Consider the following 19,472-nt stretch of genomic DNA (forward strand, 5'->3'; position numbering starts at 1 on the left):
ATCAGCCACGCAGCACCGAGTGCAGTTCCTGCAGCGAGCGCACGCCGATGCCGCCGTTGATGCTCGCCTCGATGCCCTGCACCGCCGCGGCCGCGCCCTGCACGGTGGTGATGCACGGGATGTTCGCGCCCACCGCGGCGGTGCGGATCTCGTAGCCGTCCACGCGGGGGCCCGAGTTGCCGTAGGGGGTGTTGAACACGATGTCGATCTCGCCGTCGCGGATCTGCTCGACGATCGAGGCCAGCGGGGTGCCGGTCTCGGGGTCGACCGCGTCCGGGTCGGAGTGCTTGCGCACCTGCTCGCACGGAATGCCGTTGCGGCGCAGGGTTTCCGCGGTGCCCTCGGTGGCGAGGATGCGGAAGCCCAGGTCGTGCAGGCGCTTGATCGGGAACACCATGGCTCGCTTGTCGCGGTTGGCGATCGAGACGAACACGGTGCCCTCGGTGGGCAGCGAGCCGTAGGCGGCGGCCTGGCTCTTGGCGAAGGCGGTGCCGAAATCGGCGTCGATGCCCATGACCTCGCCGGTGGACTTCATCTCCGGGGAGAGCAGCGAGTCCACGCCGGAGCCGTCGGCGCGACGGAACCGGTGGAAGGGCAGCACGGCTTCCTTGACCGCGACCGGCGCGTCGAGGGGCACGTGGCCGCCGTCGCCCTCGGGCGGCAGCATGCCTTCCTTGCGCAGGTCGGCGATCGAGGCGCCGAGCATGACGCGCGCGCAGGCCTTCGCGAGCGGGACCGCGGTGGCCTTGGAGACGAACGGCACCGTGCGGCTGGCGCGCGGGTTGGCCTCGAGGACGTAGAGCACGTCGTCCTTGAGGGCGTACTGCACATTGAGCAGGCCCTTGACGCCGATGCCCTTGGCCAGCGCGATGGTGGAGCGGCGCACGGCCTCGATGTCGCTGCGGCCCAGGGTGATCGGAGGCAGCGCGCAGGCGGAGTCACCGGAGTGGATACCGGCTTCCTCGATGTGTTCCATCACGCCGCCGAGGTAGACCTCCTCGCCGTCGCACAGGGCGTCGACGTCGATCTCGATGGCGTCTTCCAGGAAGCGGTCGACCAGCACCGGGTGCTCGGGGTTGAGCTCGGTGGCGCGGGAGATGTAGCCCTCGAGGGACTTCTCGTCGTAGACGATCTCCATGCCGCGACCGCCCAGCACGTAGGACGGGCGCACCAGCACCGGGTAGCCGATGGTGGCGGCGATCTTCTTGGCCTGCTCGACCGTGGTGGCGGTGCCGTACTTGGGCGCGGGCAGTCCGGCGGCGACGAGCACGTCACCGAATTCGCCGCGGTCCTCGGCCAGGTCGATGGCGGCGGCGGAGGTACCGACGACGGGCACGCCCGCGTCGGTGAGCCGCTGCGCCAGGCTCAGCGGGGTCTGCCCGCCGAGCTGCACGATGACACCGGCGACGGTGCCCGACTCGGCTTCGGCGTGGTACACCTCGAGGACGTCCTCGAAGGTGAGCGGCTCGAAGTAGAGACGGTCGGCGGTGTCGTAGTCGGTGGAGACGGTCTCGGGGTTGCAGTTGACCATGACGGTCTCGTAGCCCGCGGCCGAGAGGGTCTGCGCGGCGTGCACACACGAGTAGTCGAACTCGATGCCCTGACCGATGCGGTTGGGGCCCGAGCCGAGGATGATCACCTTGTCGCGCTCGTGCTGCGGCGCGACCTCGGACTCGGCGCCGGGATCGAGCTCGTAGGCGCTGTAGTGGTACGGCGTCTTGGCCTCGAACTCGGCGGCGCAGGTGTCGACGGTCTTGAAGACCGGGCGCACCCCGAGCCGGTGGCGCAGCGAGCGCACGCCCGACTCACCGGCCAGCTCGGGCCGCAGGGCGGCGAGCTGACGGTCGGACAGGCCGTAGTGCTTGGCGCGGCGCAGCAGGTCCTCGTCGAGGACGGGCGCGTCCAGGATCTCCTGGCGCAGCTCGACCAGTCCGGCGACCTCGGCGACGAACCACGGGTCGACGCCGGAGGCCAGCGCGGTCTCCTCGATGCTCGCGCCGTAGCGCAGCGCGCGCTCGACCTGGTAGATGCGGCCTTCGGTGGGCACGCGCAGGTCGGCGAGGATGGCCTCGATCGCCGCGCGCACCGACGCCGGGTCGCTGGGATCCTTCGGCGCCCACTGCCCGTCGTCGAGGGTCCAGAAGCTGGTGACCTTGGTCTCGAGCGAGCGCAGTACCTTGCCGAGGGCCTCGGAGAAGTTGCGGCCCATCGACATGGCCTCACCCACCGACTTCATGGTGGTGGTGAGGGTGTCGTCGGCGCCGGGGAACTTCTCGAAGGCGAAGCGCGGGGCCTTGACCACGACGTAGTCCAGGGTCGGCTCGAAGCAGGCCGGGGTCTCGCCGGTGATGTCGTTGACGATCTCGTCGAGGGTGTAGCCGATGGCCAGCTTGGCGGCGATCTTGGCGATCGGGAAGCCGGTGGCCTTGGAGGCCAGCGCCGAGGAGCGCGAGACGCGCGGGTTCATCTCGATGACGATCAGGCGACCGTCCTTGGGGTCCACCGCGAACTGGATGTTGCAGCCGCCGGTGTCGACGCCGACCTCGCGCAGGATGGCGATGCCGAGATCGCGCATCTTCTGGTATTCGCGGTCGGTGAGGGTCATGGCCGGGGCCACGGTCATCGAGTCGCCGGTGTGCACGCCCATCGGGTCGACGTTCTCGATCGAGCAGACGATGACCACATTGTCGCGGCCGTCGCGCATGAGCTCGAGCTCGTATTCCTTCCAGCCGAGGATGGACTCCTCGATCAGGACGTTCGCGGTCGGCGAGGCGGCGAGGCCGCCACCGGCGATGCGGTCGAGGTCCTCGTCGTTGTAGGCCATGCCCGAGCCGAGGCCACCCATGGTGAACGAGGGACGCACGACGACCGGGAAGCCGAGTTCGGCGACGGTCTCGCGGACCTCGTCCATGGTGTAACAGACCTTGGAGCGGGCGGATTCGCCGCCGACCTTGGCGACGATGTCCTTGAACTTCTGCCGGTCCTCACCGCGCTGGATGGCGTCGAAGTCGGCGCCGATCAGCTCGACGTTGTACTTCTCCAGCACCCCGCGCTCGTGCAGCGCGACCGCGGTGTTGAGCGCGGTCTGGCCGCCCAGGGTGGCGAGAATGGCGTCGGGACGCTCCTTCTCGATGACCTTCTCGACGAACTCCGGGGTGATCGGCTCCACGTAGGTGGAGTCGGCGAACTCGGGGTCGGTCATGATGGTCGCCGGGTTGGAGTTCACCAGCGATACGCGCAGTCCCTCGGACCGCAGCACCCGGCACGCCTGGGTGCCGGAGTAGTCGAATTCGCACGCCTGGCCGATCACGATCGGTCCGGAACCGATCACCAGGATGTGCTTCAGATCCTCGCGGCGAGGCATCAGGCTCCTTCCATGAGACCGGCGAAACGGTCGAACAGGTATGCGGCGTCGTGCGGGCCTGCGGCGGCCTCGGGGTGGTACTGCACCGAGAAGGCACGACCGTCGATCAGTCGCACACCCTCGACGGTGCCGTCGTTGGCGCAGATGTGGGAGACCTGGGCCTTGCCGAAGGGCGTGTCGAACACCTCGCCCTTCTCGCCCTCGAGGGCGAAGCCGTGGTTCTGCGCGGTGATGGAGATGCGGCCGGTGCCCTCTTCCACGACGGGGATGTTGATGCCGCGGTGGCCGAACTTCATCTTGTAGGTGTTACGGCCCAGCGCCCGGCCCAGGATCTGGTTGCCGAAGCAGATGCCGAACAGCGGGATCCCGCGCTCGAGCACACCCTGGGTCAGCGCGATCGCGCCGGTCTGGGTGGCCGGGTCGCCGGGGCCGTTCGAGAGGAACACGCCGTTGGGGTTCAGCGCGAGGATGTCGTCGAGGGAGGTGTTCGACGGCACCACGTGGGTGCGTACGCCGCGCTCGGCGAACATGCGCGGGGTGTTGGTCTTGATGCCCAGGTCGACCGCGACGACGGTGAAGCGGTGCTCGCCGACCGGTTCGATCGTGTACATGCCATCGGTGCTGACCTCTTCGGCCAGGTCGGCGCCGAGCATCGAGGCCTGGCCGTTGACCCGGGCCAGCAGTTCGTCGTCGGCGGCCAGTGCGGCGCCGGAGAAGATGCCCGCCTTCATCGAACCGCGGGTGCGCAGGTGACGCACCACCGCGCGGGTGTCGATCCCGGCGATGCCGACCACGTTCTGGCGGTCGAGCTGGTCCTGCAGGGTGCCGTTGGCGCGCCAGTTGGAGGACACGCGCGAGGGGTCGCGCACGGCGTAGCCGGCGACCCAGATCTTGCCGGACTCGTCGTCCTCGTCGTTCCAGCCCGTGTTGCCGATCTGCGGGGCCGTGGCCACCACGATCTGGCGGTCGTAGCTGGGGTCGGTCAGGGTTTCCTGGTAGCCGGTCATGGCCGTGCAGAACACGGCCTCACCGAGCGTCTGTCCCTCGGCGCCGAAGGCGGTACCGCGGAACACGCGGCCGTCCTCCAGCACCAGAGCCGCTTTGGTCTTGCGCCCGCCCGTCACCCGACCGCCGCCCCCCACGGAATCGCGCTGCGATGCTTGTGTCATTCCTCGTCTCCCGTCGTCACCCTGGTCGCATCCGCGGTCCATGCCGGGTACACCGTCTTGTCGTCGCCGCGGAAACCGGTATCGATCTCGGTTCCGCTCGGCAGTGTCCAGCGAATCACCAGCACACCATTGTTCGTCATCACCTTGCCCGCGTGACCGCGCTCGGTGCGCACGGCCGTCACGGATTCCTGCGGGATCCAGATCGGCGTGGCCCCGTCGCGCTCGAGCAGGATTCCGCGCTCGAACCGGGTCAGTTCGGCGGTCGCCCGGAAGCCCAGGTCACCGACCGCGATCCGGTCCTGCCAGCTGGGCGCGATGGTGCTGCCCAGGTAGAGGCCGGTGGTCGGCTCGAGCAGCTGCGCGCCCAGTTCGGTGGGTACCGTCGGCAGTTCGCCGATGCGGTCGCGCTGGCGCGCGGCCTTCTTGTGCCACGCCCGGTACATCAGCCACAGGCACAGCAGGAACAGGGCCAGACACCCCACCACCCACAGAGCTCTATCCACGTTCCTGGCCTCCTCGGATCCCGACCGCTTTGCCCTCGCGGGCAGTCACCCGGCCGCGCAGCACGGTGGCTGTCACCTGGGCCGGGAACGTCATGTCCTCGAACGGGGTGTTGTTCGAGATGCTGGCGAGTTCGGCGCCGCGCACCGTCCACTCGGCGTCGGGGTCGATCAGGGTGAGGTTGGCCGGTTCGCCGACGGCGATGGGGCGGCCGTGGTCGTCGAGGCCGACGATCGCGGCGGGCTTCTCGCTCATCACCTTCGCCACGCCGCGCCAGTCCAGCAGGCCGGGCGCCACCATCGTCTGCACGATGATCGACAGCGCGGTCTCCAGGCCCAGCATGCCGGGGCGGGCGGCGGCGAACTCGCAGCACTTGTCCTGCTCGGCGTGCGGGGCGTGGTCGGTGGCGACGCAGTCGATGACGCCCTCGGCCAGTGCCTGGCGCAGCGCGGCCACGTCGGCGGACTCGCGCAGCGGCGGGTTCACCTTGTTGACCGCGTCGTAGGTCTCCAGGCGGGTGTCGTCGAGCAGCAGGTGGTGCGGGGTGACCTCGGCGGTGATCGAGATGCCCTGGGACTTGGCCCATTTCACCAGTTCGACGGTGCCCGCGGTGGAGGCGTGGCAGATGTGCACGCGCGCTCCGGCGTCGCGGGCCAGCAGCGCGTCGCGCGCGACGATGGACTCCTCGGCGGCGCGCGGCCACCCGGCCAGACCCAGGCGGGCGGCATTGGGGCCCTCGTGCGCGACGGCGCCCTTGGTCAGGCGGGGTTCCTCGGCGTGCTGGGCGATGAGCACGCCCAGGGAGTTCGCGTATTCGAGGGCGCGGCGCATGATCAGCGGGTCGTAGACGCAGTGGCCGTCGTCGGAGAACATCCGCACCCGGCCGACACCGGCGGCCATGGTGCCCATCTCGGCGAGCTGCTTGCCCTCGAGACCCACGGTGACCGCGCCGACCGGGAACACGTCGACCAGGCCGACCTCCTGGCCGCGCCGCCACACGTGATCGGTGATGACGTGCGAGTCGGCGACCGGGTTGGTGTTGGCCATGGCGAACACCGCGGTGTACCCGCCCAGCGCGGCGGCGGCGGAACCGGTTTCGATGGTCTCGGTGTCTTCGCGGCCGGGTTCGCGCAGGTGGGTGTGCAGGTCGACGAAGCCGGGCAGCAGGATCTGCCCGCCGCCCTCGATGACCTCGGCGTTCGCGGCGTCGAGGCCGGTGCCGATCGCGGCGATCACGGTGTCGCGCACCAGCACGTCGACCGGTTCGCCCTCGCCGTAGGGGCGGACGTTCTTGATCAGCAGCTCACTCATACCGTTTCCTCCTGGCCCACGAGCAGCCGGAACAACACGGCCATCCGCATGTGCACTCCGTTCGAGACCTGCTGCAGCACCGCCGCCTTCGGCGAATCGGCGACCGCCGAGGCGATCTCCATACCGCGCAGCATCGGACCGGGGTGCAGCACCACGGCGTCGTCGCCGAGCAGGGCCAGCCTGCGCTCGGACAGTCCGTAGTTGATCGAGTATTCGCGCGCCGACGGGAAGAAGCCGCCGTTCATCCGCTCGGCCTGCACGCGCAACATCATCACCGCGTCGGCGCCGGGCAGTTCCGCGTCCAGCGAGGTGGCGATCCGGCACGGCCAGGACTCCACGCCCACCGGCAGCAGGGTGCGCGGCGCGACCAGCACCACCTCGGCGCCGAGGGTGTTCAGCAGCACGACGTTCGAGCGGGCGACCCGGCTGTGCAGGATGTCGCCGACCAGCACGATCCGCTTGCCCTCGATGTCGCCGAGGCGCTGACGCAGGGTCAGCGCGTCGAGCAGCGCCTGGGTGGGGTGCTGGTGGGTGCCGTCACCGGCGTTGATGATCGAGGGCGCGGCGCGGTTCTCCTCGCGCGCCCACTGTTCCATCCAGCGCGCGATCTGATGCGCGGCGCCGGAGGCGGGGTGGCGCACGATCAGCGCGTCGGCACCGGCGGCGTGCAGGGTGAGCGCGGTGTCACGCAGCGATTCGCCCTTGGAGACCGAGGAACTCGACGCGCTCACATTGATCACGTCGGCGCTCATCCACTTGCCCGCGACCTCGAAGGACACGCGGGTGCGGGTGGAGTTCTCGTAGAACACCGTCATCACGGTGCGACCGCGCAGGGTCGGCAGTTTCTTCACCTCGCGGCCCAGCAGGGCCTGTTCGAAGCGCTCGGCCTCGTCGAGGAGTTCGGTGGCGGCGCCGCGATCGAGATCGGCGACCGTCAACAGGTGTTTCACGCCTGAGCCTCCTGATGCAGGTACACACCGTCGTGGCCGTCGTGTTCGCTCAGCAGCACCGAGATGTCCTCGGCGCGCGAGGTGGGCACGTTCTTGCCCACGTAGTCGGCGCGGATCGGGAGTTCGCGATGTCCGCGGTCGATGAGCACGGCCAGCTGGACGGCGCGGGGGCGGCCGAGGTCGCGCAGGCCGTCGAGGGCCGAGCGGACGGTACGGCCGGAGAACAGCACGTCGTCGACGAGCACGACCAGGGCGTGCTCGATGCCGCCGTCGGGCACGGAGGTGCGCTCGAGCGGGCGGTGCGGACGGCTGCGCAGGTCGTCGCGGTAGAGGGTGATGTCGAGCGAGCCGAGGGCGGGCCGGACACCGGAGAATTCCTCGATCTTGGCGGCGAGCCGGGTGGCGAGGGTGGTGCCGCGGGTCGGGATTCCCATGAGAACCACCCGCGGTGCGTCGGCGTCGCCGGAATCCAGGGCGGTCTTCTCGATGATCTGGTGCGCGATCCGCGCGATGGTGCGTTGCACATCCGAGGGCGAGAGCAGCTCACGTCCGCCCGCCACCCATTCCGGGGTGTGCCGCTGCGACGTTTCGCTCACCTGGCCACCTCGCTCGGCGGACAGCCGCGCGATGCGCGCTGCGTCGCTGGTTGGCTCGCATGCTCGCTCACGCCGGATCCGGCCGCCCGTTCGGGCACAGCCATGCCGACCTCCTTCCCCGCCTCACCGGACGGTCCGTTAAAGGATGCCTAACTCGCCCGTCAGCTTATCAGCGCCGGGAGGGCACTTTGACCAGGTGATGGCGCCTGTGAGCGCCGCCACCCCGGCCGGTCGGGGGCACGGTCGTGCGGCTGCGATCACACCAGGTCCCGAAAGCCCTGCGAGCGCGGGAATTTCCGGTCGCCGAGCGCCGGGATGGCGGCTGTGGCATGCCCGAGCGGGTGACCACATTCACGAACGGGGGCGATCTCGACGGCGGGAACGAACACCGGGCGTTCGTGCCCGGCCGACCGCGGTGCTACGCGGGCGACCCGGTTCGCTCGGCGTCATCCCCAGGTGGCCGTCGCGATCCCCAGGTGGCCGTCGCGGGATCCACGCCGTTGGCCTGGGCATTGGCGGCGATGACGTCGGACAGCCAGACGGTGAGGCCAGGGGCGAGGGAGTCGTAGAACTCGGTGTAGCCGGGGTCGGTGACGAAACGGCGGGCGAGGCAGACGTGCATGGCGTGCGTGCAGTCGAAGTAGGGGGTGAACGAGGCGCGGTGTCGTTCGGCCAGGGCGTTCGCCGCGGGGGTGCCGGGGCGCAGGCCGGAGCGGCGGGCGGTGGCGAGGTCGGCGTGCAGGGTTTCGGTGTCGGCGGTGAGGCGTGCCCACTCGGCGTGGGTGCGGCCCGCGGCGCGTTCGGCGTACTGGGCCCACTGCTCGGTCTCGCCCCAGCGGTCGCGGGCCTGCTCGACCCAGGTGGGCTGCCAGTGCGGGCCGAACAGGGCGAGCTGTTCCTCGTCGGTGAGCGAGATGCCGGACTGTCTCGCCTCGATCATCCGGTCGACGGCGTCGGCCATCCGCTGGAGGCGGTCGATGCGGGTGCCGAGTTGCGCGCGCTGGGCCCGCAGCGCGGCCAGTCCCGCGTCGGCGGTGGCGTCGAGCAGCGCGGCGATCTCGTCGAGCGGCACGCCGAGTTCGCGGTAGATCAGCACGCGCTGGGCCCGGGCCAGGTCGGCGGAGGTATAGAGGCGGTAGCCGACGGCGGAGCGGTCGGACGGGCAGACCAGGCCGACCGCGTCCCAGTGGTGCAGTGTGCGGGTGGTGACGCCGAGCAGTCCGGCCGCGGCGCCCACCGTGCGGTGATCGGAGACGGGCACGTCGACCAGTCTGCCGTGCCCGGACCCGGTCACGGCGCGTCGATACCCATCGACCGCAGGTGCGCGGCCGCCGGACTGTCCGGATCGTAGGGACGGGCCGCGGTCATGATCACCCGCGTGTTCTCCGGGGTCCGGACCTCGAGTTCCAGCGAACCCCACGGCATGGACCGCGGGCCCGCCGTGCACCCGGGAACCAGAGCTTCACACGCCGTGGCGATGGCGTCGATCTCGCCGAGCACACAGGAGAAGCTGACCGTCAGGTCGCTGCCTGCCTGCGGTTCTCCGGGCACCAGCAGCACGTCCTGGAACGCCCAGCGGCGCAGGTGCGTCACCTGATCCGGGACCGAGAACAGATCGAAGAAGCCCAGGCCGCGCGACCAGAAATCGAGTGAGGCGGCGAGGTCGGGTGTCGGCACGGTGACGAACATCGGCATGCCGTAGATGCCGCGGAAGAGCTCCGGCGCGACGGTGTCGGGCCCCGGCGCGGGGACGGGGCTGATATCGAAGGCGGGGAAGGTTTCTGTCATGGGGTGATCGTCGACCCTGACGTCGCGTCAGGGTCAAGGCCGTCGTCGCCGCGGGCCCACGGCGACGACGCGCACCGGAGATCAGCCGGCGAAGGCCTCGAACATGCCCGGCTCATAGGATCCGGCGGGCATGCGGACGATCACGTTCATCCGGTTGGCGGCATTGACCAGGCCGATCAGCGAGATCAGGGCGGCGATCTCGTCGTCGGTGTAGTGCTCGCGCACCGCCGCCCAGGTCTCGTCGGAGACCCCGCGATGGTGATCGGCCAGCCGGGTCGCCTCCTCGGTGAGCGCGAGCGCGGCCCGCTCGGCCTCGGTGAACACGAGGGCCTCGCGCCAGGCGGCGACCAGGTTGAGCCGCACCGCCGACTCCCCCGCCGCCGTGGCGTCCTTGGTGTGCATGTCGGTGCAGAACCCGCAGCCGTTGATCTGGCTGGCCCGCAGGCTGACCAGTTCCTTCGTGGTCGTCGGCAGCGGGGACTGGTCCAGGACCAGGGCCGCGGCGGCGAAGCGCTTGGCGAACCGGGTGGCGAGGGCATTGCCGAGCATGTCGAATCGGGCGTTCATGATGTCGTCCTCATTTCGTGGTGTCGGTGCGTGGTCGAACACAAGACGCTCGATCCGGCCCGCCCGTGACAGCTCGCGATCGTGACGTGTATCACCGGACAGAGGTGTCACAGAACACCGGGCACCGGCGTCTGATGGGCGACCACTCCCGCGACAGAAGGACCGAGCATGAGCACCGACACGGCCACCGAGGCGTTCGTCGCCCACCGCAACCTGCTGTTCACCGTCGCCTACGAGATGATCGGCTCGGCCGCCGACGCCGAGGACGTGCTGCAGGAGACCTGGCTGCGCTGGGTCGATGTCGACCACGCGACCGTGCGCGACGCGCGCGCCTATCTGGTCCGCATCACCACCCGCCAGTCGCTGACCCGGCTGCGCACGTTGGGCCGCCGCAAGGAGACCTATGTCGGCCCGTGGCTGCCGGAACCGCTGCTGACCACGCCCGATGTGGCCGAGGACGTGGCGCTGGCCGACAGCGTCTCGATGGCGATGCTGCTGGTGCTCGAGACCCTGGCCCCGGTCGAGCGCGCGGTGTTCGTGCTGCGCGAGGTCTTCGATCTGGGGTACGACGAGATCGCCGAGGCGGTGGGCAAGTCCCAGGACGCGGTGCGCCAGATCGCGCACCGGGCGCGGGCGCATGTGGCGGCCCGCAGGCCGCGCGGGACGGTGACTTCCGCGCAGAGCCGCGATGCCGTCGCGGCCTTCGGGCACGCGGTGCGGACCGGCGATCTGCAGGGGCTGCTCGATCTGCTCGCGCCGGATGTGGTGCTGCTGGCCGACGGCGGCGGGATCGTCAAGGCGGTGGTGCGGCCGGTGGTCGGCGCGGACCGGGTGGCGCGGTTGCTGTCGCGGGGTATCCCGCGCATTCCGGGGGCGGTGACCACCGAGCTCGTGCAGGTCAACGGCGGACCGGCGATCACCATCCGGGTCGACGGGGTGCTCGACGTGGTGGCCGCGCTGCGCATCGACGACGGCGCGATCACCGGCCTCTACCTGGTCCGCAACCCCGAGAAGCTGGCGCATCTCGACGACGCGGTCACCGTCACCCGCTGAGTGTTCGAACATTCGTTCGAACACGCGCTAGACTGGCTCGCATGTCGCTGCCCCTGCAAGGTTCGCTGTTCGACGGTGACGCGGTGGCGCTGGGTCCGATCGAGGCGATCCGGCGCACCCAGCTCGACGCGACGGCCTGGGTCGACGTGCTCCCCGGCTGGCTCGGCGGCGCGAGCACGGTGTTCGAGCGGCTGGCCGAGCGGGTGCCGTGGCACGCCGAGCGCAGGCCGATGTACGACCGAGTGGTCGATGTGCCGCGGCTGGTCTCGTTCTACGGCGAGCACGATCCGCTCCCCGACCGGATCCTGGTGGCGGCGCGCACCGCACTGAGCGCGCACTATGCCGCCGAGCTGGGCGAACCGTTTCGCACGGCGGGCCTGTGCTTCTATCGCGACGGCCGCGACAGCGTCGCCTGGCACGGCGACACCATCGGCCGTGGCGCCACCACCGACACCATGGTCGCCATCGTGTCGGTGGGCGCCGCGCGCAGCCTGCTGCTGCGCCCGCGCGGTGGCGGCGCCAGCCTGCGCTTCACCGCCGGGCACGGCGATCTGCTGGTGATGGGCGGGGCGTGTCAGCGCACCTGGGAGCACGCGGTACCCAAGACCACGCGTCCGGTGGGGCCGCGCATCAGTATCCAGTTCCGGCCGCGCGACGTGCGCTGAGCTCAGCCCGCGCGCAGCACCGAGCCGACCAGTTCGCGCACCGCCGCGCGCAGACGTTCGGCCTCACCGGCCCTGGCCATCCGCTGCCCGGCCTCCCCACCGACGGCCGACAGCAGCAGCGCGCCGACGGCCTCCGCGTCGATATCCGGCCGCGCCTCCCGCAGCAACGAGGCGATGTGCTCGGCCCAGAAGGCGTGGAATTCGGCGCTGCGCGGATGCGGGGGCATGGCCTGATAGGCGGCGATCAGCTCGACGTCGTCGGTGAACAGACGCGTGATCGCGTCGAAGAAGGCCAGCAGCCGGTCGGCCGCGGGCGCGCCGGGACCCAGCGGCGGCGGCCCCTCGGTGACCGCCGCCATCAGGGCGATCGCCCCCTCGGCGACGAGTTCGTAGAGCAGGCCGGAGCGGCTGCCGAACCGGTGGAAGATCGTGCCCTTGCCGACACCCGCGGCAGCCGCGACGCGCTCCATCGTCACCCCGGCGGCACCATGTTCGGCCAGCAGCGCGGCAGTGGCATCGAGGATCGCGCGACGGTTGCGCGCCGCGTCGGCACGTTCGGTGGGACGGCGCCCGGTCATCACACCCGCTTTCCCGGCAGCCGCCGATCCGTTGACAAGTTGACCGCCGGTCCATATCGTCGTCGTGAAACGATACCTGGACCGGCAGTCAACTTATGGAGTTCTGATGCAGGCAATCGTAATGACCGAGACCGGCGACCCGGAGGTGCTGGTCGCCCGGCAGGTGGAACAGCCCCGTCCCGGCGCCGGGCAGGTGCTCGTGCGGGCCGAGGCGATCCCGGTGCTCTACCCCGAGACGAAGATGCGCGCGGGCACCTTCCCGTTCCCGGCGCCGCTGCCCGCGGTGTTCGGCTTCCAGGTCGCGGGGACCGTGGTGGAGGTGGGCGAGGACGCCGATCCAGCCCTCGCGGGGGCCCGGGTGGCCGCCTCGACCAGCGGCTTCGGCGCCTACGCCGAATACGTCGCCGCCGACACGGATTCGGTGACCGTGATCCCCGACGGCCTGGACACCGACCGGGCGGCCGCGGCCCTGATGCCGGGTTCGGTGACGCTCGCCCTGCTGCGCGCCGCGCGGGTCACCGCGGGCGAGACCGTCCTGGTCGAGGCCGCCGCGACCGGCATCGGCAGCTACCTGACCCGGCTGTGCGCCGCCGCGGGCGCGCGCGTCATCGGCACGGCGGGCGGACCCGAGAAGGGGCGGCTGGCACGCGAACACGGCGCCCACGAGGTGCTCGACCACACCGCCCCCGACTGGGCCGACCGGCTGGCCACGCTGCTCGCCGGGCGCACTGTCGACGTGGTCTTCGATTCCCTCGGCGGCGAGTCCCTGACTCCCCTGCTGGACCTGATCACCCCGCTGCGCGGCCGCATCCTCAGCTACGGCTGGCTCACCGGCGCCCCCGCCCAGCTCACCGCCACGGACCTGATCCTGCGCGGCCTCACCCTCACCGGCTGCGCGGGCCCGGCCTGGCTCGCCGAGGTCGCCGCCCAGCAGGCGCCTGCCCTGGCCGCCGCGGCCGACGGCACCCTCGCACCCCGCCTCGACACAGTGCTCCCCCTGGCCGAGGCCGCCCGCGCGCACCGCAGGCTCGAGGACCGCCGCGCCCTGGGCACGGTGCTGTTGCGACCCTGACCAGACCCAGGATCATCCGAAATGCCCTCTGCTGCTTGCCCTTTCGCCGACAATGGACACGACGCTGCAGTACGGACCAAGCGGGGTGGCCGGATGACGTCCAGCAATGACCGGGAGATTCAGCGCCTGCGCGCGGAGCGGGCGATCACCGAGACGGTGCGGGGCCCGGTGCCCGGCGGGCTCGTCACCGTCTTCGCCGCGCTGCTGCTGCACGGGCGCGGGCAGTGGCGGCTGCTGCCGCACACCGTCCAGCCCGCACCGGCGCCGCGCTGTGCCGCACTCGCCATCGGTCCCGGTGGGGTGCTCGCGCTGCACGTGGTCGACGAGCTTCCCGACGAGGCGACCCTGCGCCGCGCCCGCGCCCAGGCCGAACACCTCGTCACCGGGATCGCCCTCGGGCCGCACGGCACCGAATTCGTCCGGGAGACGGTCGATCTGGTGTTCGTCCTGCCCGCCGGGCGACATGTGGACACCGACGGACGCTTCGTCGTCACCACGGCGGCGCGGCTGGGGTCCCTGCTCCGAGGCGTCGGCCAAGCCGTTTCCCACCTGGATGACATTTCTGGACCCGGCGCAGAACGCGCTGGTCGCCCGCAACTACCAGGGCCCGGCGCGGATCGCGGGACCGGCGGGCACCGGGAAGACGGTGCTCGCCCTGCACCGCATGGCGTATCAGGCGCGCCGCTCCACCGGCCCCCTGCTCTACACGACGCTGGCCAAGAACCTGCCGCCGTATCAGCGGGCGGCGTTCACCCAGATGGCACCGCCGGTCGCCGCGCGCGCCGAGTTCACCAATCTGCACGCCTGGGCGCGTGATCTGCTCGCCCGGCGCGGTGTGCCGTTCGAGATGGATCTCGACCGTGCCGACACCGCCTTCGCCCGCGCCTGGTCCCGGGTGCGCGCGCACGGTCCGCTGGCCGGGATCTCGAGCGATATCCGCTACTGGCGCGAGGAGATCGACCGGGTGATCAAGGGCCGCGGGCTCGGCGTCGACGACTACCGGCAGTACCGGCGGCTGCTGCGCCGCGGGCGCAAGGTGGCCCTGCGTGACGGCGCGCGCGAGCAGGTGTGGGAGTTGTACAGGCAGCACGAGGCGATCCGCGCCGACATGCGCTGCCACGACGCGAACGATCTGATCACCGCCGCGCTCGACCAGGTCCGGCGGCGTCCCTTCGACCGGCCCTACGCGATAGTCGTCGTGGACGAAGTACAGGACATGACCGTCCAGAGCCTGCGGCTGGTCCACGCTCTCACCGGCGACGCGCCGAACGCGTTGCTGCTGGTCGGCGACGGGCGGCAGCGCATCTACGCGGGAGGTCGGGACGGCCCACCGCGCCAAGGGATTGGACTTCCGCGCGGTCCTGCATCCGTTCACCGAACCGGCCGCCGCACGCACCGACGCGGATCGCGAGCGCTACGAATTGATCATGCGGCAGCAGTTCTTCGCCGTCACCCGGGCGCGCGACGCGGTGTGGCTGGGGGTTGCCTGCGTGGACGGACCGGCCCGCGACCGGCCGGATGTCGGTGGTCGGCCGTAGGATCCGGGGCATGGGGAGTTCAGTGACGCCAGGTGTCCGGTCGGCCAATGCGCTGACGGGACGGTGGTGCGCGACATTCGGGGGCGAGGACAGTGTCGTGTCGGCGGCGGGGGTGTGGCCGTTGCTCGCGATCCTGGCCGGATGCGCCGACGGGCCCGCCCGGGCGGAATTGGCTGCGGCAGCGGGCATTCCGGCCGAAGACGGGCACGCGAACGGGCTCGAGCTGCTGAAGATCCTCGACGCGTCGCGGGAGGTGCGCACGGCGATCGGGGCGTGGGTGCGCCCGGAGATCGGCTTGCGCGCGGAGTGGGTGCGCAGCATGCCCGCCGGAACCGTGGGCACGCTGGGCGATCCCGCGGAACTGGACGCGTGGGCGCGCGAGCACACCGCCGGGCTGATCCAGAAGTTCCCGGTGCGGATCTCGGAACAGACGCTGTTCGCCCTCGCGACCGCGCTACTGGCCCGTACCCGCTGGACCGAGCCGTTCATGGAGGTGCTGTACACCCCGGAATCCGGCCCCTGGCAGGGACACCGGGGTCCGGGTCTGTACCGCCGGAGCTACCCCGACGGTTCGGTGTCGATTCTCGACGACACGGTCACCCGGGTGGTCGTCACCGGGCGCGGGGAGCTGGACGTGCACCTGCTGATCGGGGCCGAGGGGCCCGGCCGGGCGGTGGCCACCGGGCTCGCGGCCCTCGACGGCGCGGTCGCGGTGCGCACCGAACTCGGCCCGGGTACGGTCGCGCCCTGTCTCACCGTGGAGCGGCGCGAGGCCTTCGGCGGTGATTCCGTGTCGCTCACGCTCCCGCCGTTCGAGGTGCGCTCGACACACGACCTGTTCGATCAGGCGGCACTGTTCGGTCTCGTCGCGGTGCGGGACACGACCCACGGGCACTTCCCCGGCCTGTCGCCGCAAGCGCTCGCGCTCGACGCCGCCGCGCAGGAAGTGGTCGCGCGGTTCGACGCGGCCGGGTTCGAGGCGGCCGCCGTCACGGCGATGGCGGCGGTCGCGGCGGGCATTCCGCAGCCGGAGATGGCTACCCTCACCTCAGTGCGGATCGACCGCCCGTTCGGCTTCCTCGCGGTGGACCGGCCGAGCGGGCTGGCCCTGGTGGCGGGGCAGGTCACCCGGCCGCCGCGGGAGTGGGCCACGCCCACCGGAACCGGCGACTCCGGCCGAATACCGGGTGGCCCGTGGTGAGTCCGGTAATTGTTCTTGTCGATCACGTTGTTCAGCAACAGGATTCGGTTTCGACACGACTAGCGGAGGTCGTATCCTGGTAGGAGTCCGCACAAGGTTGCACAGGGGGTCGTGGTGATCGTCGTCGTCGCGGACGAGACCGAACTCGAAGGCGCAGAACAGATCGTCGGCGCGGCGATCCGTGATCAGATGTCCGACGCGGGCGGGATCGCCGTCTTCCGCTGCCATGTGGCCGAGAGCCGGGGCGGGTCCGTCGAGGTCGACGCGCTGGTGTGCACGCCACAGGGGGCCACGGTCGTGGAGGTGAAGGGATTCACCGAACGCCAGGCAGGCATCCTGGCCACCCCGCCCAACGGCCCATGGACGATCGATGGCGAACCGGCCGCGCTGTATCACGCCACCCGCGTACCCAATCCGTTCGTGCAGGTGCGGCGCCAGGTCTTCGCGGTGAAGAACATGCTGCAGCAGGCGGGCATCTTCGGCTGGGTGAACGCGGTGATCGCCCTGGTCCCCCAGCCCGGCTCGGACATCACCCTCGAAGAGACCCGCATCGCCGACGGGTACCGCGCCGTCCTCGTCGACCGCGACGACTCCACCCCCCTGCACGACTACTTCCACGCCGAGACCGGCCGCACCGTCCGTCTCAGCGTCCACGACGTCGCCCGCGTCTTCACCGCCCTCAACCTGCGCCACCTCCTGCCCACCCCCGCCGCACTCGCCGCCCAGGGCTTCCCCGCCGACCTCGACGTGGCAGGCACCAGCCGCCCCGCCACCCCACCCCCGGTCGACATCACCACCCAGGAACCCACCCCCGAGCCCACCCCCGGCTCCCGCCTGACCTCCAGCATCGGCCAGTCCGCCACCCCCGCCTTCCTCGCCGCCATCGACCGCCTCGCCCACCGACCACCCGCCCTCGACACCCACGGCCCCGCGGCATCGACCGGCGAACCCACCCGGACCACCTCATCCCGGCAATCCGCGACCACCGAGCCCGGCCCGGGCGAGTCCCCCGAAAGCCCCCACCGCACCGACACACCACCGAGCACAGTGCTCACCGCCTCCGGCGAACCCGCCGACGACCCGGACGCCCCGACGGAACCACAGCCCCGCATCGCCCGAGACAACACCCCGGAACCGCCTCCGAGCGACCCCGCGGAACCACTCCCCACGGCGACAGGCCCCACGGACCCCACCCGAGCCGAAGACGAGACCCCTTCACCGACGGCATCGCCCGAGGCGGGCGCACGGTCCACCCGAGGTGCGTCAGCCATCGACGACAACACACCGTCCGACCCCAACGCGGGCTCGAAGTCCGCGGACGGCACAGCCGCTGAAAGCAACACGGCCACGGACAGCAGCGCGGCGGACGAGACCACTTCATCCCCCGCCAGCGACGCAACACCCAAGAGCGACGCAGCGGGCGCGACCGGTGCCCCGAACGAGAACAGCACAGCCGCCGAGAACGCAGTGGGCGATGGCAACACAGCTGCTGAAAGAGATACGGCGGACGCGAGCTACACAATCATCGATAGCAGCACAGTGGATGCTGGTAGCACAGCCGCCGGGGCCAACGTGGCGAACGAGAGCGGTGTGGTGGGCGAGAGTGGCGCGGTGGGTGGCAGCCATGCGGCTGGCGCCGAATCCGGCACGCGGACACATGGATCCGGGAACGCGGGCATGGATTCCGGCGATTCGGATGATATGGCTGCGGGGCATGGTGTCGGCTCGGGCGACGAGGAGGTGTCGGCGACATCGGGTGAGTGGGTTTCCGCGGCGGACGGGGATCTGTCGGCCCATGATCCGGACGAGGACTTCCCTGGCGATTCGGCTACCGGCACGATCTCGCTGATCAAGTCGCTCGCACCCGGGTCGCCGAGTTCTAGCAACCTCAGTTCTTCGCTCGAGGGCGGATCGGGTGGTGCGGCGCGGACCGATGCGGCCGACCGGCTCGATCGCGTGGCGGCCGAGGCGGGCGAGCACTTCAGCGGGGTTCGGGCCGAATCGCGGTGGGACGACGGGGACGAGTGGGATCGGGACGGCGACGACTGGGACGAGCGGGAGCGCTACGGCGAGGACGATTCGCCGAGTGAGGGGGCTTGGGTCGGGGACGGTCCTCCGCGCGAGGGCGTGTGGGGCGACGACGAGTCTCGGGGGGCCGGTTATGGGCGAGCGGCCGGGTTTGTCGGGGCCGCCGCTGCGGGGGTCGCGGTGGGGAGTGCCGGACGGGGGCGGGAGAGCGCGGAACCTGCTGGGGAGCGGGGGAATACCGAGCATTGGAGTGACTGGGTCGAGCGGGATCGATCGGCGCGGGAGTCGATCTCGCAGACGAGTCGTTCCGGTGGGGGGTCCTGGCTCGATCGGTGGCGGAACCGACCGGTGCGGGAGCGGCGGGAGTCGCCGTTGCGGCGGGTGCGGATCGGGCCGGGGGTCGGGCTACTGTTGTTCATCGCCCTGTTCGGGGCGGGGTTCTTCACGATCACGGCGGTGCACGCGAGCCGGTTCGAGATGTCGGACTACGACCGCATGTGTGGCGACAACCGGACACCGTTCCCGAACGCGGCCGCCTACGAACGCGACGGACCCAGCCCCATCTATCTGTCCGGTGACCTCGGCAGCATGGTCACCCGCGACGACGCGCGCGCCTGGCGCCCGACCGACCCGTCGACGGTGCAGCTCATCGCCTGCATGAAGCAGCGGGAACTGCGCGACCTCGTCCAGACCTGCCAGTACGCCCCGGCCCCGGGTGAACCGATCGGCCGGACCGTCAACCTGTTCCAGGCGAGCTACGAGGTAGTGGTCTACGAGCTGCAGACCGGCCGCGAGGTGGCCAGGGCGATCATGTTCGGCGACCGCTATTCCGCCGATCCGTCGAACACCGACCCCGACCGGTGCCGTGCCGCCGCCGATGCCCCCGATGTCCTCGGCCGTCGACTCGGTCAGCCCTCGGCAGCCCAGGTCACCGGATTCCTCACCCCGGTGGTCCATCCCGACCGCTGAGTTGACCTCGAGCGCACTCGAGGTTGCAGGATCATCGGTGTGCCTCGCGCACACCCCGACACCGCGCCACCCAGGCGCCGGTCGCGCCTCCGCCGGGCCACGTACACCCACCGGCGGAGGCC

17 protein-coding genes are annotated in these 19,472 nt (G+C 71.0%); 6 read left to right on the forward strand and 11 right to left on the reverse strand.

What is annotated here, in order from left to right:
* Position 1: 1 nt before the first annotated feature.
* The 9 genes from carB to WA675_RS10560 all read right to left on the reverse strand — a co-directional run bounded on the left by carB (position 2) and on the right by WA675_RS10560 (position 10,246).
* The gene (gene carB, locus WA675_RS10520) at positions 2–3,364 is read right to left on the reverse strand and encodes a carbamoyl-phosphate synthase large subunit (protein ID WP_336084016.1); all 3,363 of its coding nucleotides are present in this window, start codon (positions 3,362–3,364) and stop codon (positions 2–4) included.
* Positions 3,364–4,533, reverse strand: coding sequence for a glutamine-hydrolyzing carbamoyl-phosphate synthase small subunit (gene carA, locus WA675_RS10525; protein WP_336084018.1), 1,170 nt, complete (start codon positions 4,531–4,533; stop codon positions 3,364–3,366). Before carA ends, carB begins: the two co-directional genes overlap by 1 nt.
* The gene (locus WA675_RS10530; protein WP_336084020.1) at positions 4,530–5,036 is read right to left on the reverse strand and encodes a PH-like domain-containing protein; all 507 of its coding nucleotides are present in this window, start codon (positions 5,034–5,036) and stop codon (positions 4,530–4,532) included. The genes carA and WA675_RS10530 overlap by 4 nt, the downstream gene beginning before the upstream one ends.
* Complete coding sequence (locus WA675_RS10535) at positions 5,029–6,345, reverse strand: dihydroorotase (RefSeq protein WP_336084022.1); 1,317 nt, start codon at positions 6,343–6,345, stop codon at positions 5,029–5,031. The genes WA675_RS10530 and WA675_RS10535 overlap by 8 nt, the downstream gene beginning before the upstream one ends.
* Positions 6,342–7,295, reverse strand: coding sequence for an aspartate carbamoyltransferase catalytic subunit (locus tag WA675_RS10540; RefSeq protein WP_336084024.1), 954 nt, complete (start codon positions 7,293–7,295; stop codon positions 6,342–6,344). The genes WA675_RS10535 and WA675_RS10540 overlap by 4 nt, the downstream gene beginning before the upstream one ends.
* The gene (gene pyrR, locus WA675_RS10545) at positions 7,292–7,891 is read right to left on the reverse strand and encodes a bifunctional pyr operon transcriptional regulator/uracil phosphoribosyltransferase PyrR (protein ID WP_336084026.1); all 600 of its coding nucleotides are present in this window, start codon (positions 7,889–7,891) and stop codon (positions 7,292–7,294) included. Before pyrR ends, WA675_RS10540 begins: the two co-directional genes overlap by 4 nt.
* Before the next feature lie 418 nt (positions 7,892–8,309).
* Positions 8,310–9,185, reverse strand: coding sequence for a MerR family transcriptional regulator (locus WA675_RS10550; RefSeq protein ID WP_336084027.1), 876 nt, complete (start codon positions 9,183–9,185; stop codon positions 8,310–8,312).
* The gene (locus tag WA675_RS10555) at positions 9,182–9,679 is read right to left on the reverse strand and encodes a VOC family protein (RefSeq protein WP_336084030.1); all 498 of its coding nucleotides are present in this window, start codon (positions 9,677–9,679) and stop codon (positions 9,182–9,184) included. Before WA675_RS10555 ends, WA675_RS10550 begins: the two co-directional genes overlap by 4 nt.
* An 81-nt stretch (positions 9,680–9,760) precedes the next feature.
* Complete coding sequence (locus WA675_RS10560) at positions 9,761–10,246, reverse strand: carboxymuconolactone decarboxylase family protein (protein ID WP_336084031.1); 486 nt, start codon at positions 10,244–10,246, stop codon at positions 9,761–9,763.
* A 168-nt stretch (positions 10,247–10,414) separates the two neighbouring features.
* On the opposite strand from WA675_RS10560, the gene WA675_RS10565 reads away from it, so the two are divergent.
* Complete coding sequence (locus tag WA675_RS10565; RefSeq protein WP_336084032.1) at positions 10,415–11,299, forward strand: RNA polymerase sigma-70 factor; 885 nt, start codon at positions 10,415–10,417, stop codon at positions 11,297–11,299.
* Between the two features lie 41 nt (positions 11,300–11,340).
* Positions 11,341–11,964 carry an alpha-ketoglutarate-dependent dioxygenase AlkB gene (locus tag WA675_RS10570; RefSeq protein ID WP_336084034.1) on the forward strand — a complete coding sequence of 208 codons (624 nt, stop codon included), beginning with the start codon at positions 11,341–11,343 and terminating at the stop codon, positions 11,962–11,964.
* Between the two features lie 2 nt (positions 11,965–11,966).
* Here WA675_RS10570 and WA675_RS10575 read toward each other — a convergent pair whose 3' ends face one another.
* On the reverse strand, positions 11,967–12,542 hold the full coding sequence (locus tag WA675_RS10575) for a TetR/AcrR family transcriptional regulator (protein WP_336084036.1): 576 nt from the start codon (positions 12,540–12,542) through the stop codon (positions 11,967–11,969).
* 106 nt (positions 12,543–12,648) lie between these two features.
* Here WA675_RS10575 and WA675_RS10580 point away from each other — a divergent pair, with 106 nt between their 5' ends.
* A complete protein-coding gene (locus WA675_RS10580) occupies positions 12,649–13,614 on the forward strand; it encodes a quinone oxidoreductase family protein (protein WP_336084037.1) in 966 nt (321 codons plus the stop codon).
* Between the two features lie 12 nt (positions 13,615–13,626).
* Here WA675_RS10580 and WA675_RS10585 read toward each other — a convergent pair whose 3' ends face one another.
* Positions 13,627–14,151: a hypothetical protein gene (locus WA675_RS10585; protein ID WP_336084038.1), complete on the reverse strand. Its 525-nt coding sequence runs from the start codon at positions 14,149–14,151 to the stop codon at positions 13,627–13,629.
* A gap of 16 nt (positions 14,152–14,167) precedes the next feature.
* On the opposite strand from WA675_RS10585, the gene WA675_RS10590 reads away from it, so the two are divergent.
* The 3 genes from WA675_RS10590 (at position 14,168) to WA675_RS10600 (ending at position 19,350) form a co-directional block, all read left to right on the forward strand.
* Complete coding sequence (locus WA675_RS10590; protein ID WP_336084039.1) at positions 14,168–15,178, forward strand: UvrD-helicase domain-containing protein; 1,011 nt, start codon at positions 14,168–14,170, stop codon at positions 15,176–15,178.
* Between the two features lie 71 nt (positions 15,179–15,249).
* Entirely contained in the window at positions 15,250–16,353 is a 1,104-nt protein-coding gene (locus tag WA675_RS10595; RefSeq protein WP_336084041.1) for a serpin family protein, read from the forward strand.
* Positions 16,354–16,464: 111 nt separating this feature from the next.
* Positions 16,465–19,350 carry an NERD domain-containing protein gene (locus WA675_RS10600; protein ID WP_336084043.1) on the forward strand — a complete coding sequence of 962 codons (2,886 nt, stop codon included), beginning with the start codon at positions 16,465–16,467 and terminating at the stop codon, positions 19,348–19,350.
* The last annotated feature ends 122 nt before the right edge of the window (positions 19,351–19,472 follow it).

The sequence above is a fragment of the Nocardia sp. SSK8 genome, from assembly GCF_037034205.1.
GTDB lineage: Bacteria > Actinomycetota > Actinomycetes > Mycobacteriales > Mycobacteriaceae > Nocardia.

Bases quoted from the DNA above. Each gene is read 5' to 3' on its own strand.
- WA675_RS10575 (WP_336084036.1), bottom strand. From the start codon at position 12,542: ATGACCGGGCGCCGTCCCACCGAACGTGCCGACGCGGCGCGCAACCGT.
- WA675_RS10580 (WP_336084037.1), top strand. From the start codon at position 12,649: ATGCAGGCAATCGTAATGACCGAGACCGGCGACCCGGAGGTGCTGGTC.
- carA (WP_336084018.1), bottom strand. From the start codon at position 4,533: ATGACACAAGCATCGCAGCGCGATTCCGTGGGGGGCGGCGGTCGGGTG.
- WA675_RS10565 (WP_336084032.1), top strand. From the start codon at position 10,415: ATGAGCACCGACACGGCCACCGAGGCGTTCGTCGCCCACCGCAACCTG.
- WA675_RS10570 (WP_336084034.1), top strand. From the start codon at position 11,341: ATGTCGCTGCCCCTGCAAGGTTCGCTGTTCGACGGTGACGCGGTGGCG.
- WA675_RS10535 (WP_336084022.1), bottom strand. From the start codon at position 6,345: ATGAGTGAGCTGCTGATCAAGAACGTCCGCCCCTACGGCGAGGGCGAA.
- carB (WP_336084016.1), bottom strand. From the start codon at position 3,364: ATGCCTCGCCGCGAGGATCTGAAGCACATCCTGGTGATCGGTTCCGGA.
- WA675_RS10560 (WP_336084031.1), bottom strand. From the start codon at position 10,246: ATGAACGCCCGATTCGACATGCTCGGCAATGCCCTCGCCACCCGGTTC.
- WA675_RS10590 (WP_336084039.1), top strand. From the start codon at position 14,168: ATGACATTTCTGGACCCGGCGCAGAACGCGCTGGTCGCCCGCAACTAC.
- WA675_RS10555 (WP_336084030.1), bottom strand. From the start codon at position 9,679: ATGACAGAAACCTTCCCCGCCTTCGATATCAGCCCCGTCCCCGCGCCG.